General features: G+C 72.9%; 11 protein-coding genes and 1 riboswitch. Of the genes, 1 reads left to right on the forward strand and 10 read right to left on the reverse strand.

What is annotated here, in order from left to right; all coding sequences use genetic code 11:
- Position 1: 1 nt before the first annotated feature.
- The 10 genes from cobI to IEZ11_RS03390 form a co-directional block, all read right to left on the reverse strand.
- Positions 2-748 (reverse strand): precorrin-2 C(20)-methyltransferase, encoded by a 747-nt coding sequence (cobI, locus tag IEZ11_RS03345; RefSeq protein ID WP_189260997.1) that lies wholly within the window; start codon positions 746-748, stop codon positions 2-4.
- Positions 733-2,220: a cobyrinic acid a,c-diamide synthase CobB gene (locus tag IEZ11_RS03350; RefSeq protein ID WP_189260998.1), complete on the reverse strand. Its 1,488-nt coding sequence runs from the start codon at positions 2,218-2,220 to the stop codon at positions 733-735. The genes cobI and IEZ11_RS03350 overlap by 16 nt, the downstream gene beginning before the upstream one ends.
- The gene (gene cobO / locus IEZ11_RS03355) at positions 2,220-2,819 is read right to left on the reverse strand and encodes a cob(I)yrinic acid a,c-diamide adenosyltransferase (RefSeq protein WP_189260999.1); all 600 of its coding nucleotides are present in this window, start codon (positions 2,817-2,819) and stop codon (positions 2,220-2,222) included. Before cobO ends, IEZ11_RS03350 begins: the two co-directional genes overlap by 1 nt.
- Positions 2,819-4,819, reverse strand: a complete 2,001-nt coding sequence (locus IEZ11_RS03360) for a putative cobaltochelatase (protein WP_189261000.1) — start codon at positions 4,817-4,819, stop codon at positions 2,819-2,821. The genes cobO and IEZ11_RS03360 overlap by 1 nt, the downstream gene beginning before the upstream one ends.
- The gene (cobN, locus tag IEZ11_RS03365; RefSeq protein WP_189261001.1) at positions 4,816-8,472 is read right to left on the reverse strand and encodes a cobaltochelatase subunit CobN; all 3,657 of its coding nucleotides are present in this window, start codon (positions 8,470-8,472) and stop codon (positions 4,816-4,818) included. Before cobN ends, IEZ11_RS03360 begins: the two co-directional genes overlap by 4 nt.
- Positions 8,469-9,980 carry a cobyric acid synthase gene (locus tag IEZ11_RS03370; protein ID WP_189261002.1) on the reverse strand — a complete coding sequence of 504 codons (1,512 nt, stop codon included), beginning with the start codon at positions 9,978-9,980 and terminating at the stop codon, positions 8,469-8,471. The genes cobN and IEZ11_RS03370 overlap by 4 nt, the downstream gene beginning before the upstream one ends.
- Positions 9,977-10,927, reverse strand: coding sequence for a cobalamin biosynthesis protein (locus tag IEZ11_RS03375; protein ID WP_189261003.1), 951 nt, complete (start codon positions 10,925-10,927; stop codon positions 9,977-9,979). The genes IEZ11_RS03370 and IEZ11_RS03375 overlap by 4 nt, the downstream gene beginning before the upstream one ends.
- Before the next feature lie 107 nt (positions 10,928-11,034).
- Positions 11,035-11,173: riboswitch (cobalamin riboswitch) on the reverse strand.
- A 140-nt stretch (positions 11,174-11,313) separates the two neighbouring features.
- Positions 11,314-11,541, reverse strand: a complete 228-nt coding sequence (locus tag IEZ11_RS03380; RefSeq protein WP_189261004.1) for a hypothetical protein — start codon at positions 11,539-11,541, stop codon at positions 11,314-11,316.
- Positions 11,542-11,559: 18 nt separating this feature from the next.
- Positions 11,560-12,801 (reverse strand): inorganic phosphate transporter, encoded by a 1,242-nt coding sequence (locus IEZ11_RS03385; protein WP_189261005.1) that lies wholly within the window; start codon positions 12,799-12,801, stop codon positions 11,560-11,562.
- Positions 12,802-12,954: 153 nt separating this feature from the next.
- Positions 12,955-13,692, reverse strand: a complete 738-nt coding sequence (locus IEZ11_RS03390) for a lysozyme (RefSeq protein WP_189261006.1) — start codon at positions 13,690-13,692, stop codon at positions 12,955-12,957.
- 196 nt (positions 13,693-13,888) lie between these two features.
- On the opposite strand from IEZ11_RS03390, the gene IEZ11_RS03395 reads away from it, so the two are divergent.
- Positions 13,889-14,623: a class II aldolase/adducin family protein gene (locus IEZ11_RS03395; RefSeq protein ID WP_189261007.1), complete on the forward strand. Its 735-nt coding sequence runs from the start codon at positions 13,889-13,891 to the stop codon at positions 14,621-14,623.
- The last annotated feature ends 74 nt before the right edge of the window (positions 14,624-14,697 follow it).

Raw genomic sequence — 14,697 nt, forward strand, 5'->3', positions numbered from 1 at the left:
CTCACAGCTTCCCGCCTCTGCCGCCGTCCCGGCGCGGGGGTGCGATGAGCGTGGAGAGGTACGGCAGCGGGGTGCCGTCCAGTTCGGCGGCGGGCCGGATCGACTCCTCGTCCAGTCCCAGCGCCGACCCCCACACGGCGTCCTCGATCCGCCCGGTCTCCCGCAGCGCCGCCACGACCGCCTCGGCCTGCCGCCCGAACTTGTACGCCACGACCGTCCCCGGCCCGCTCAGCGCGTCCTTGAGCGCCTCCGCCCCCGCGGTCACCGGCACCAGCGTCAGCGGTTCGGTCCCCTCGGTGAGCACCGCCCCGGAGCGGGCGGCGAGGTCCTGCATGGCGGTGATCCCGGGCACCGTCTCCACGGCCGCCTCCGGCACCAGCTCGGCGATGGTCTGCGCGAGATACGTGAACGTCGAATAGACATTCGGATCCCCGATGGTGGCGAAGGCGACCGTCCCGTGCCCGCGCAGCAACTCGGCCACCCTGGCGCCGGCCGCGTCCCAGGCGGCCTCCCGCCGCCCCCGGTCACTGCGCTCGTTCAGCGCGAAGACGACCCGTACGACCTTCTCCGCGCCGACGTAGTGCAGCACGGTGGCCTCGGCCCGCCCGCGCTCACCGCTGTCCATGACGGGGACCACGACGACATCGGCCGCGCGCAGGGCGTTGACCCCCTTGACGGTCACCAGCTCGGGATCGCCGGGCCCGACACCGACTCCGATCAACCTGCTGCTGCTCATGACGTCCGGCACCTCTCCACGAACCTCCGGGCCACACCGGGCTCGGACGCCCAGTGCGTGTGCAGATAACTGGCGTGCACACCCCGCTGTACAAATCCTTCGACACGCGGCCGGGGCGTACGCACACCCCACGCGGGAGCCGCCCCCGCGCCCGGCTCCACCACGGTCCGGTGGAACTCGTGCCCCCGCATGCGGGTACCGGCGACGGCCAGCACACTGTCGCTCACGGCGACGGCATCCCGGTAGCCGAGAGTGAGCCGCTCCGACATCCGCGCGGTGGCGTCCAGCACGCCGCACATGGGCAGCCCGTCCAGCTCACGGCAGAGATAGAGCAGCCCGGCGCACTCGGCGGCGACGGGGGATCCGCCGACGGCGAGCTCACCGACGGCCTTGCGCAGCGGCTCGTTGGCGGCCAACTCGACGGCGTACACCTCCGGAAACCCGCCCCCGATGACCAACCCGGCTGTCCCCTGCGGCAGTTGCTCGTCCCGCAACGGATCGAACACGACCACCTCGGCCCCGGCGGCGGCCAGCAACTCGGCCTGCTCCGCATAGGAAAAACTGAACGCGGCCCCACCGGCCAGAGCAACAACCGGCCGCGGACCCCGACCAGCCACCCTCTCCGACGCACCCCCCTCCGGCCGGCCCGGTACCCCATCCGGCCCGTCCGGCGTTTGAGGACAAGGCCCTTCGGGCCGGTGCGGGGGTGCGGGGGCGGCAGCCCGCGAAGGCGGGGGCGAGGACACCAAGGCCGCGGCCGCATCCCACGCCGCACCCCCCGGCACCGCCCCGGCCCCCCTCGCCAACCCCATCAGCGCCTCCAGGTCACACCCGTCGGAGACCTGCGCGGCCATCGCCGCGACCGCGTCCACGGCCGCGGCCCGCCGCTCGGCGACCGGCACCAGCCCCAGATGCCGGGACGGAGTGTCCACCTGCGCCACCCGCCGCAGCACCCCGAACACCGGCACCCCCGCCGAGTCCAGCGCCTCCCGCAGCAGCTCCTCGTGCCGGTCCGACCCCACCTTGTTCAGGATCACACCCCCGACCCGCACCTCCGGATCCCACGACACGAACCCGTGCACCAGCGCCGCCACCGACCGCGACTGCGACGACGCGTCCACCACCAGCACCACCGGCGCCCGCAGCAGCTTCGCCACCTGAGCCGTGGACGCCAGTTCCCCTTCCCCCGCGGCCCCGTCGTACAGCCCCATCACGCCCTCGACGACGGCCAGGTCACAGCCCTGCGCCCCGTGCGCGAACAGCGGACCGACCAGCTCCGGCCCGCACAGGTACGCGTCGAGGTTCCGCCCCACCCGCCCGGTCGCGAGCGCGTGGTACCCGGGGTCGATGTAGTCCGGCCCGACCTTGTGCGGGGACACGGCGAGCCCCCGCGCGGCGAACGCGGCCATCAGCCCGGTGGCGACGGTGGTCTTGCCGCTGCCCGAGGAGGGCGCGGCGACGACCAGCCGTGGGACGCAGGACATCACCACTCGATGCCCCTCTGTCCCTTCTGCCCCGCGTCCATCGGGTGCTTGACCTTGGACATGTCGGTGACGAGATCGGCGAGACCGACCAGCTGCTCCGGCGCGTTCCGCCCGGTGATCACGACATGCTGGGTCCCCGGCCGGTTCCGCAGCACCTCGACCACCTCGTCGGTGTCCACCCACCCCCAGTGCATCGGGTACGCGAACTCGTCCAGCACGTACAGCCGGTACGTCTCGGCGGCGAGGTCCCGCTTGACCTGCTCCCAGCCCTCCCGGGCCTTCTCCTCGTTGTCCATCTGCGCGTCCCGCTGCACCCAGGACCAGCCCTCGCCCATCTTGTGCCAGTCGACGGTGCCGCCCTCGCCGGAGGCGCCCAGCACCCGCAGCGCGTTCTCCTCGCCGACCTTCCACTTCGCCGACTTGACGAACTGGAACACCCCGATCGGCCACCCCTGGTTCCAGGCCCGCAGCGCGAGCCCGAACGCGGCGGTGGACTTGCCCTTGCCGACGCCCGTGTGCACCACGACCAGCGGCCGGTTACGACGCTGACGGGTCGTCAGTCCGTCGTCCGGTACGACACTCGGCTGCCCCTGCGGCATTACGCGGCCCTCCTCGAACGACCCTGAACATCCTTGACCAGCCCGGCGATCGAGTCCGCCCGCAGTTCGTCGAGCGTCACCGCGGCACCACCCAGTTCACCCGCCAACCGACCGGCGAGCCCCAGCCGCACCGGCCCCGACTCGCAGTCCACGACGACCGAGGCGACCCCGTCGGCCGCGAACAGCCGGGCCGCCCGGTCCGCGAGGGCGACCGGCTCGGGACCGCCGGTGGCCCGCCCGTCGGTCACGACCACGACCAGCGCCCGCCGTGCCGGATCCCGCAGCCGCTCCACCCGCAGCACGTCATGCGCCTTGAGCAGTCCGGCCGCGAGCGGTGTACGGCCGCCGGTCGGCAGCGACTCCAGCCGGGCCGCCGCCGCGTCCACGGAGGAGGTCGGCGGCAACGCGACATCGGCGGCCGAGCCCCGGAACGTCACCAGCCCCACCTTGTCCCGCCGCTGGTAGGCGTCGAGCAGCAGCGACAGCACGGCCCCCTTCACCGCGCCCATCCGCTGCCGGGCCGCCATCGACCCGGACGCGTCGACCACGAACAGCACGAGGTTGCCCTCGCGGCCCTCCCGGGCCGCCTGCCGCAGGTCGTCCCGCCGGATCACCAGCCCGGGACCGGACCGGCCGCGGGCCCGCTGGTGCGGGGCGGCGGCCTGCACGGTCGCCGCCAGATGCAGCTTGGTCAGGGCACCGCGCGGCCGGCGCGCACCCGTGGTCCGCCCGTGCTCGGTCCGGGCCCGGGACCGCCGTCCGGCGGCCCCCTCACCGATCCCCGGCACGCTCAGCACCTTGGTGCGAAAGGGCTCGGCCGCCTGCACGGGGGACTGCTCGCCCGCGCCGGAGGCCTGCGGCTCACCGCCCTCGTCCTCCTCGGGCCGCGCGCCGCTGTCCCCGCCCCGCGGGCCGCCGTCCTCGGGTGCCGGCTGCCCGCCACCGCCGCCGGGGCCGCCGGGATCCGGGTCGTCGTCGCCCTCGTCCTCCCCGGCGAACTCCTCCAGCGTCCGGTCCAGCCTGTCCTCGTCGAGGCCCGGCGCGTCGAAGGGGTTACGGCGCCTGCGGTGCGGCAGCGCGAGCAGCGCGGCCTGCCGTACGTCCTCGGCCAGCACCACGGTCCGCCCGGCCCACGCGGCCAGCGCGGTCGCCGTCCGCGCCATCACGATGTCGGCGCGCATCCCGTCGACCTCGAAGGCCGCGCAGGTCGCCGCTATCTGCCGCAGCGCCCCGTCGCCCAGCCGCACCGACGGCAGCAACGCGCGGGCCGCCACGATCCGTTGCCGGACATCCGCCTCCTCACCGGCCCAACGCGCGCCGAAACCGACCGGATCGTCGTCGTAGGCGAGCCGCCGCCGCACCACCTCGACCCGCTGGTCGGGCTCGCGCGAGGCGGCCACCTCCACCGTCAGACCGAACCGGTCGAGCAACTGCGGGCGCAGCTCGCCCTCTTCGGGGTTCATGGTGCCGACCAGCAGGAAGCGCGCCGCGTGCCGGACCGACACCCCCTCGCGCTCCACGTACGACGCGCCCATCGCCGCCGCGTCCAGCAGCAGGTCGACCAGGTGGTCGTGGAGGAGGTTGACCTCGTCGACGTAGAGGATGCCCCGGTGCGCGTCGGCCAGCAGGCCCGGCTCGAAGGCCTTCACGCCCTCCGCCAGGGCCCGCTCGATGTCCAGCGCGCCCACCAGCCGGTCCTCCGACGCGCCCACCGGCAGCTCGACCATGCGCGCCGGGCGGGACTCGAAGGCGCCGGGCTCGTGCGGACCGTCCGGGCAGGCCGGGTCCGGGGCGGCGGGGTCGCAGGAGAACCGGCAGCCGGCGACCACGTCCACGGCCGGCAGCAGCGCCGAGAGGGCGCGTACCGCCGTGGACTTGGCGGTGCCCTTCTCACCGCGCACCAGCACGCCGCCGACCGCCGGGGAGACGGCGTTCAGCAGCAGCGCGAGCCGCAGGTCGTCCTGGCCGACGACGGCCGTAAAGGGGAAGGGGGTGCTCACTGGTCGTCGCCCTCCAAGTCGCCTTCCAGCTCCAGATAGGTGGCCCGCAGCCGCTCCAGGGTGTCCGCGTCCGGCTCGGCCCACAGGCCCCGGTCGGCGGCCTCCAGGAGCCGTTCGGTGATGCCGCGCAGCGCCCACGGGTTGGACTTCTTCATGAAGTCCCGGTTCTCGGCGTCGAAGACGTACTCCGCGCTGAGCTTCTCGTACATCCAGTCGTCGACCACGCCCGCCGTGGCGTCGTAGCCGAAGAGGTAGTCGACGGTCGCCGCCATCTCGAAGGCGCCCTTGTAGCCGTGCCGGCGCATGGCCGCCATCCAGCGGGGGTTGACCACCCGCGCCCGGAAGACGCGGTGCGTCTCCTCGCCGAGCGTGCGGGTCCTCACCTGGTCCGGCGTGGCCGAATCACCCACGTACGCCTCGGGGTTGGCACCGGTCAGGTGGCGCACCATGGCGACCATGCCGCCGTGGTACTGGAAGTAGTCGTCGGCGTCCACCAGGTCGTGTTCCCGGGTGTCGACGTTCTTCGCGGCGACGGCGATCCGCCTGAACGCGGTCTCCATGTCCCCGCGCGCCGCCCGCCCGTCGAGCCCGCGGCCGTAGGCGTAACCGCCCCACACCGCGTACACCTCGGCGAGGTCGGCGTCCGAGCGCCAGTTCCGGGCGTCGATCAGCGGCAGCAGGCCGGCGCCGTAGGCCCCCGGCTTGGAGCCGAAGACCCGGGCGGTCGCGCGCCGCCGGTCGCCGTGCTCGGCGGTGTCCTCGTCGGCGTGGGCCTTCACGTAGTTGGACTCCGCCGGCTCGGCCAGCTCGGCGACCGCGCGCACCGCGTCGTCGATCAGCCCGACCACGTGCGGGAACGCGTCCCGGAAGAACCCGGAGATCCGGACCGTGACGTCGATGCGCGGCCGGCCCAGCTCGTCGAGCGGGACCACCTCGAAGCCGGTCACCCGCCGCGAGGCCTCGTCCCACACCGGACGGCAGCCCAGCAGCGCCAGGATCTCGGCGATGTCGTCGCCCTGGGTGCGCATCGCGGAGGTGCCCCACACCGTCAGGCCGACGGACTCCGGGTACCCGCCGGTGTCCTGGAGGTACCGCTGCACCAGGGAGTCCGCGAGCGACTGGCCCACCTCCCAACTCAGCCGGGACGGGATGGCCTTGGGGTCCACCGAGTAGAAGTTCCGGCCGGTGGGCAGGACGTTGACCAGACCGCGGGTGGGGGAGCCGGACGGACCGGCCGGGACGTAACCGCCGTCCAGGGCCTTCAGGATGTGCCCGATCTCGTCCGTGGTCCGGGCGAGGCGCGGTACGACCTCGGTGCACGCGAACTCCAGCACCGCGACACCGTCCGGGAGTTCGGTGCCGAGCACCTCCCGTACGAGCCCGCGGCTCTCGGCGGCGGCCCAGTCCCGTCGCTCCATGCCCTCCGCGACCCGGCGGCACAGCTGCTCCAGCAGGTCGATCGCGTCGGCGGCGGTGCGCGAAGGGCCCTCGACGAGATCCGTCAGCTCCACCGGCGCCTTCACCGGCGCACCGGGCTCGGCCAGCAACTCCTTCTCCACCAGCCCGAAATGGGCGGCGAAGCAGGCCCTGAGACCGGGCAGCGCGTTGGCCTGCCCGCCCCAGACCTGGGAGGCGCGCAGCACCGCCAGCACCAGGTTCACGCGTGCCTCGCCGACCGGGCCGCCGCCGAGGATGTGCAGGCCGTCGCGGATCTGCACGTCCTTGATCTCGCACAGATAGCCGTCGATGTGCATGACGAACTCGTCGAAGTCGCCGTCGTCCGGCTGCTCGTCCACGTGCAGGTCGTGGTGGAGTTCGGCCGCCTTCACCAGCGTCCAGATCTGCGCCCGCACGGCCGGTGCCTTCGCCGGGTCCAGGTCGGAGACGAGCGCGTACTCGTCGAGCAGCTGCTCCAGCTTGGCCAGGTCGCCGTAGGTGTCGGCACGGGCCATCGGCGGCACCAGGTGGTCCACGACGGTGGCGTGCCCGCGCCGCTTGGCCTGGGTGCCCTCGCCGGGGTCGTTGACGATGAACGGGTAGATCAGCGGCAGCTCGCCGAGGACCGCGTCCGGCGCGCAGCCGGCGCTCAGCCCGAGGCCCTTGCCCGGCAGCCACTCCATCGTGCCGTGCTTGCCCATGTGGACGATCGCGTCGGCGCCGAACGAGTTGTCCAGCCACCGGTACGCCGCCATGTAGTGGTGCGAGGGCGCCATGTCGGGGTCGTGGTAGATCGCGATCGGGTTCTCGCCGAAGCCGCGCGGCGGCTGGATCATGACGACCACGTTCCCGAACTGCAGGGAGGCCAGCACGACGTCGTCGCCGTCGACGTACAGCGAGCCCGGTGGTTCGCCCCACGCCTCGGTCATCGCGTCCCGGAGCTCCGGGTCGAGCTTCTCGAACCACGCCCGGTAGTCCGCGAGCGGCACCCGCGCGGGCGCGGCGGCCAGCTGCTCCTCGGTGAGCCACTCGACGTCGTGGCCACCGGCGTTGATGAGCCGGTGGATCAACTCGTCGCCGTTGTCCGGGTACCCCTCGACGACGTACCCGGCATCCCGCAGCGCGTCCAGCACCCGTACCGCCGAGGCGGGCGTGTCGAGCCCCACCGCGTTGCCGACCCGGGAGTGCTTGGTCGGGTACGCGGTGAAGACCAGCGCGACCTTCTTCTCGGCGTTCGGCCTGTGCCGCAACCGGGCGTGCCGCACGGCGATTCCGGCGACGCGTCCGGCCCGCTCCGGGTCGGCGACGTACACCGGGACGTCGTCGGGGCCCTGCTCCTTGAAGGAGAACGGGACCGTGATCAGCCGTCCGTCGAACTCGGGGATCGCGACCTGCATCGCCGCGTCCATGGGGGAGAGGGCGGCGTCGGAGTCGTCCCAGGCCTGCCGCGAGGAGGTCAGGCAGAGGCCCTGCAGCACCGGCACGTCGAGGTCGGCGAGCGCCCCGATGTCCCAGGCCTCCTCGTCGCCGCCGGCCGAGGCCTGCGAGGCGTGCGTGCCGCCGGCCGCCAGGACGGTCGCGACCAGCGCGTCGGCCCCGGCGAGGATCTCGTACAGCCCGGCGTCCGCCCCGCGCAGCGAACCGCAGTACACCGGAAGGGCGTTGGCGCCGTGCGCCTCGATCGCGTCGCACAGGGTGTCCACGAAGGCGGTGTTGCCGCTCAGTTCGTGGGCCCGGTAGAAGAGCACCCCGACGGTCGGCCGGCCGCTCTCCCGGCCACGGGTGCCGTGGACGCCGAACTCGGGCATCTTCCGCGGCTCGTCGAACCCCTCGCCGGTCAGCAGCACGGTGTCGGACAGGAACCGGGCCAGCTCGGTGAGGTTGGCGGGGCCGCCCTCGACGAGGTACCTGAGGGCCTCGGCGACCACCCCCGCCGGCACCGACGACTCGGCCATCAGCTCGGCGTCCGGCACCGTCTCGCCGCCGAGCAGCACGGTCGGGATCCCGGCGGCCCGCAGCGTGGCGAGCCCGTCCTCCCAGGCCCGCTTGCCGCCGAGCAGCCGTACGACGGCGATGTCCGCGCCCGCGACGAGCGCGGGCAGCTCCGCCGTGACGTCGACGCGCGTCGGATTGCCGATCCGGTAGTCGGCACCGGAGGCGGCCCGGGCCGCCAGCAGATCGGTGTCGGCGGTCGACAACAACAACACAGTGCTCATGCGGGCGCTCCCGGTGGAATGAAAGGCAGTCCTTGCGGCGCGCCCGACTCGATGAGCCGCCGGAGCGCGTCCGTGTCCGCGTGCTGTTCGATCAGGTCGCCGAGCCGGTCGAGCTGCTCCTCGCGCAGCGCGGCGAACGAGGTGTCGGGGGCCGGCACGAACCGGCGGCCCGCGGCGGCCGCCACCTCGCGCAGGAAGGCCCGGCGGAAACCGTCCGACTCCAGGGAGCCGTGCCAGTGCGTGCCCCAGGTCTGCCCGACCCGGCACCCGTCCAGGAAGGCCTCCCCGCCGGTCACCTCGGCGACCCCGTGATGGATCTCGTACCCCTCGACGTGCTCGCCGAGGGCTTCGCCGACGGGCCGGGCGAGGGTCTTCTCCCGGGCGAACCGGACGCGTACGGGCAGCACACCGAGCCCGTCGACGGAGCCCCTGCGGCTCTCGACCTCGTCCTCGATGTGTTCGCCGAGGATCTGGAAGCCGCCGCAGATGCCGAGGACGGGCCGTCGCTCGGCGACCCTGCGCCGCAGCGCGTCCGCGAGACCGCGTTCCCGGAGCCACTCCAGGGCCCGGACCGTCCCCCGGGTCCCCGGGATCACGACGAGATCGGCGTCGGCCAACTCCTCCGGCCGGTCCACGAACCGCACCACGACGCCGGGTTCGGCGGCCAGCGCGTCCACGTCCGTGAAGTTGGACATCAGCGGGACGGCGCAGACGGCGACCCGCAGCACGTCCTCGCCGACGGGCGGGGCGGTGTTCGACTCGCGGACGGTCCCGCGCAGGGAGACCCGGAGTCCGTCCTCCTCGTCGATCCCGAGGCCGTGCCGGAAGGGGAGGACGCCGTAGGTGTGCCGCCCGGTGAGCCCGTGCAGCATGTCGAGGCCGGGCTCCAGCAGGGAGACGTCGCCCCGGAACTTGTTGACGAGGAACCCGGCGACGAGGGCCTGGTCCTCCGGCGAGAGCAGGGCGACGGTCCCGAAGAAGGAGGCGAAGACGCCGCCGCGGTCGATGTCACCGACGACGAGCACGGGCAGCCCGGCATTCCGGGCGATCCCCATGTTCACGATGTCGGTCCGCCGCAGGTTGATCTCCGCCGGACTGCCGGCCCCCTCACAGATCACCGCGTCATACGTGCCCCGCAACTCGGCGAGACAGTCGAGCACGGTCCCGAGCAGCTTCTGCTGCCGTCCGCCGTGGTAGCCGCGCGCGCTCAGCTCGCCGACCGGTTTGCCGAGCAGCACGACCTGACTGCTCTGCTCGCCACCGGGCTTGAGCAGCACCGGGTTCATCAGCGCGGTCGGCTCCACCCGGCAGGCCTGCGCCTGCATGGCCTGGGCCCGTCCGATCTCGGCACCTTCGCGCGTGACGAAGGAGTTGAGCGACATGTTCTGCGCCTTGAACGGCGCGACCTTCACACCCTGCCGCACCAGCCACCGGCAGATACCGGCGGTGACGACACTCTTGCCGGCATCGGAGGTGGTACCGGCGACGAGGAGGCCTCCGTTGTTCATGACGCCCTTCCCCGCAGCGATCCGCGCAGCAGCGCCCCGGCCGCGCCCACCCCCAACGCCAGCCACCCCACCCGCCGTGACAACCGCACGGTCCGGTCGATGTCCGCGACCTGCACAGCCCGCCCCTCCCCGTTCAGCACCGGCCGGTGCTCGACTCGCCCGCCATACGACAGCGTCCCCCCGAGCCGCACCCCCAACGCCCCCGCGAACGAAGCCTCCACGGGCCCGGCGTTGGGGCTCGGGTGCTTCGCCGCGTCGGCCCGCCAGGCCCGTACCGCTCCCGCGGTGTCGGGTCCGGCCACCGCGGCCAGTACGGCGGTGAGCCGCGCCCCCGGCCACCCGGCCACGTCGTCCAGCCGCGCGGAGGCCCACCCGTACCGCCGGTACCGGGCCGACCTGTGACCCACCATGGCGTCCAGGGTGTTGACGGCCCGGAACCCCACCAGACCGGGCACGCCCCCCACGGCCCCCCACACCAGCGCCCCGACGACGGCGTCGCTCGTGTTCTCGGCGACGGACTCCACGACCGCACGGGCGATCCCGTCGGCGTCCAGGGCCTGCGGATCCCGTCCGCACAGATGCGGCAGCCGGGCACGGGCCGCCTCGACGTCCCCCGCCGCCAGGGCCCGCCCGATGACGCGGGCCTCGCGGGCGAGCGAAGTCCCCCCGACGACGGCCCAGGTGGCGGTGGCGGTGAGCGCGACGGACGCGGCGGTGGACGGCCGTACGGCCCGCTGGGCCAGCGCACCCAGCGCCACGGTGCCGCCGGCGCAGACGGCGGTGTGCAGTGCGCCCCACCCGCGGTGGTCCCGCCACAGCATCCGCTCCACGGCCCCGGCCGCCCGCCCGAACACGGCGACCGGATGCCCCCGGCGCGGATCGCCGAGCAGCAGATCACCGAGTAGGCCGGCGGCGGCACCGTACGCGAAGACGCGATCGGTACCCATCGGCTCAGCCGGCCGCGGGGTCGGGTACGGGGACGAGCCGGGTACTGAACCTCGATCGGCAGCCGCGCATGGCTTTATGTCCTCACTCAGGGTGTCCGCGCCCTGGTTCGACGAGACCGGCGGTGGGAGTTCCTGGCTTCCGGGGGCTGTTACCCCGGTGACAGTGGCGGGACCGCGCCGGATTCACACCGGCTTCCTCCCTTGCCGCCGTACATGGCTCCGGAAGTCCACCACGCCCTGGAAGGCCCGTCAACTTGCCGTTGACCTGGGAGGGGAGTGTGTGGGAAGGCCCACACCGGTTGCTTTTCGGGACCTGTGGGACATGTCGAAGGCTCCTCTCCGCACGGACGGAGAGGAGCCTTCTCGGTGCTGGTCGGGCGCGTGTGTCAGGCCTTCGCCACGATCAGGTGGATGCCCCATGCCACGGCGGCCGCGCAGCCGGCGAAGCAGAGGTAGGCGGCCGTCACGGCCAGGGCCGCGGAGTTGCCCTGGGCGGTGGCGCGTTCGCGGGCGGAGAGGCCCTTGATGCCCAGGGTGAAGAGGGCCACCAGGCCCACCGTGACCACGAGGCTGACGCCGAAGACGGAGCCGATGGCTGCCCAGTCGATGCTCATGTTGGTTCTTCCTCGGGGTCAGACGGTGGTGGCCGGGCCGGTCGCGGGAGCGGCGGGAGCGGCGGGGGAGGGGATGGTTGCCGTCAGGCCGTCGGTGACCGGGCCGGCCGGCGGCGGGGTCACGGCGGCGATCGCGGTGGTCACCACGCCGGCCGGCTCCTCGGTGCCGACGACGTTGCTGCTGTCCACGACCTCGCGGCGGGACAGCTTCCAGATCGTGGCGCTGGCGGCCACCAGGAAGACGGCGACGAGCGCCGTGCCCCAGTCGCCGAGGTCCGTCACGGACTCGGCGAGCGCGCCGACCAGCGCGGCGGCCGGGAGCGTGAGCACCCAGGCGATCATCATGCGGGTCGCGGTGGACCAGCGGACCGTGCCGCCCTTGCGGCCGAGGCCCGCGCCCATCACGGAACCGGAGACGACATGCGTGGTGGAGAGGGAGAAACCGAGGTGGGAGGAGGCCAGGATGGCGGTGGCCGCGCTGGTCTGGGCGGCGAAGCCCTGCTGCGGCTGGAGGTCGGTCAGGCCCTTGCCCATGGTGCGGATGATCCGCCAGCCGCCGATGTAGGTGCCGAGCGCGATGGCGAGGCCGGCGGAGAGGATGACCCAGGTGGGAGGGTTCGAGCCGGGGGCGATGGAGCCGCCCGCGATCAGCGCGAGGGTGATGATGCCCATCGTCTTCTGCGCGTCGTTGGTGCCGTGGGCGAGCGAGACCAGGCCGGCGGAGGCGATCTGGCCGGCCCGGAAGCCCTTGCGGGTGGCGTTGTCGTCGGCGTTCTTGCCGATCCCGTAGGACAGCCGGGTGGCGAGCATCGCCGCGAGGCCCGCGACCACGGGGGCGGCGACCGCCGGGAGCAGGACCTTGGTGACGAGCACGTCGCCGTGGACCGCGCCGAAGCCGGCGGAGGCGACGGTGGCGCCGATCAGACCGCCCATGAGGGCGTGCGAGGAACTGGAGGGCAGGCCCACCAGCCAGGTCACGAGGTTCCAGAGGATGGCGCCGACGAGGGCGGCGAAGATGACCTCGGGACGAATGCCGTTCTCGTCGACGAGACCCTTGGAGATCGTGTTGGCGACCTCCACCGAGAGGAAGGCGCCCACCAGGTTGAGCGCGGCGGACATGGTCACCGCGATCTTGGGCTTGAGTGCGCCGGTCGAGATGGTCGTGGCCATCGCGTTGGCGGTGTCGTGGAAACCGTTCGTGAAATCAAACGCGAGTGCGGTGACTACCACAATCGCCAAGATCAGCGAGAAGTTTTCCATTTACCCAGGCAATCTTTCGAGGTCATTGGTTGTTGGACCGTAGGCAACCTGGATGAACGGAAGGTGAACTGGGGTGGGCTTCGGGGTGTCTGTGAACGGGTGTAGTGGAGGCCGCCGTTCCGGTTCCGGTTCGGCGGCCCGGTCGCCGCTTGGCTAGCGGCCCATGGCGAACGACTTCAGCCTGTCCGCCGATCCGTTGAAGAGATTCTGGTCACCCGGCAGGCTGCCGCTGTCGTCGTACTGCCAGAAGGTCCAGGACGGCCATCCGGCCGGCAGCGTTCCCGCGTCCGCCGAGCCGTGGCGGGCGATCCACAGCGCATGGTCGGCGGCGAACGCGCTGCTGCCGCCGGTGCACCGGTTCCACCAGTCGGTGGTCGTGTAGATCACCGGCCGGCGGCCGGTCTCGCGCCGCGTCTCGTCGCTGAAGGACCTGATCCAGCCGATCATCGCCGCCCTGCTCAGTCCGTAGCACCTGTGCTTCCTGTCGTACGGGTCGTACTCGACGTCGAGCGCGGGCGGCAGCGTCCAGCCGTCCGCCGTCCAGGCGCCGCCGTGGCTCACGAAGTACGCGGCCTGCCGGGCGCCCGACGACTGGTCCGGCAGGGCGAAGTGGTACGCGCCCCGGATGATTCCCGCCTGCCGCGAGCCGCTGTACTGCCGGCCGAAGTACGGGTTGCTGTAGGTGGTGGACTCGGTCGCCTTGATGTATACGAACCTGGCGCCTTTCGCCCTCGCGCTCGGCCAGTCGACGTCCTTCTGGTGCGCGGAGACGTCGTGCCCCTTCGGCGGGCTCGCCGCGGACGCCGGTGTCCCTGTCAGGGCGAGCGCCGCCACGGCCGCCGCCAGGACGCGGACGCGGTGGCGGAACGGTGGAATACGGTCACAGGCCATGTTTCCCCCCGGAATGGCGACGTGTGCGAAAAATCGTCCAGAGATTATGGGAAGATCGGCGTGCCCTCGGCGATCTTCGGCCAAGCTCGGAAATAGAACTCTTTGTGATGGTTTGCGCTCTACTGGATACGTGACGCCCGGCCTAAAGTGCCCTGCCGCGCGGGCCGGTCGGGGCATCGCCTGACAGGATCGGGCCATGGCTGAGCAGCGGCGGGGCGAGCGTGGCGGACGGGACGGCCGGACCGGCGCACACGAGGTGTCGGAGCCGCGCAGAAGAGATGCACGCGCGGAGGAGACGAGCGCCTGGCGCGAACTCGTCGCCACGGCCCGCCGCACGCTGTCCGACGGGCTCGTCGTCGGCACCTCCGGCAACGTCTCGGTCCGCGTCGGCGACACCGTGCTGGTCACGCCGTCGGGCGTGCCCTACGACCGGCTCACCCCGGACGACGTGACCGGCGTGGACCTCACCGGCCGCCAGGTCCTCGGCACCCTGGTCCCGACCAGTGAACTGCCGATGCATCTCGCGATCTACGGCAGCACCGGCGCCCTGGCCGTCGTCCACACCCACGCCGTCCACGCGACGGCCGTCTCGACGCTCGTCCCCGAGCTGCCGGCGGTCCACTACATGTCCGCGGCCCTCGGTGGCCCGGTCCGGGTTGCCCCGTATGCGACGTACGGCACCGACGAGTTGGCCGAGAACATGCTCCGCGCCCTGACCGACCGCCGCGGCTGCCTCCTCCAGAACCACGGCACGATCACCTACGGCACCACCCTGGCCCAGGCCTACGACCGCACCGCCCAGCTGGAGTGGATGTGCCGGCTGTGGCTGACCGCGTCCTCGGTGCCCGGCCTGGCCCCGAGCCTGCTGACCCCGGAACAGCTCACGGAGGCCGCAGAGCGACTGCGGGGATACGGACAGCGCCGGAGCTGAACCCGCCCGGACCACCCCTCGCCCCGGCCCGGAGACCGGCCCCGCGCGCAGGCCCCACCGCGCTCCGCTGGCCC

It is taken from the genome of Streptomyces fuscichromogenes, assembly GCF_014645815.1.
Lineage (GTDB): Bacteria > Actinomycetota > Actinomycetes > Streptomycetales > Streptomycetaceae > Streptomyces > Streptomyces fuscichromogenes.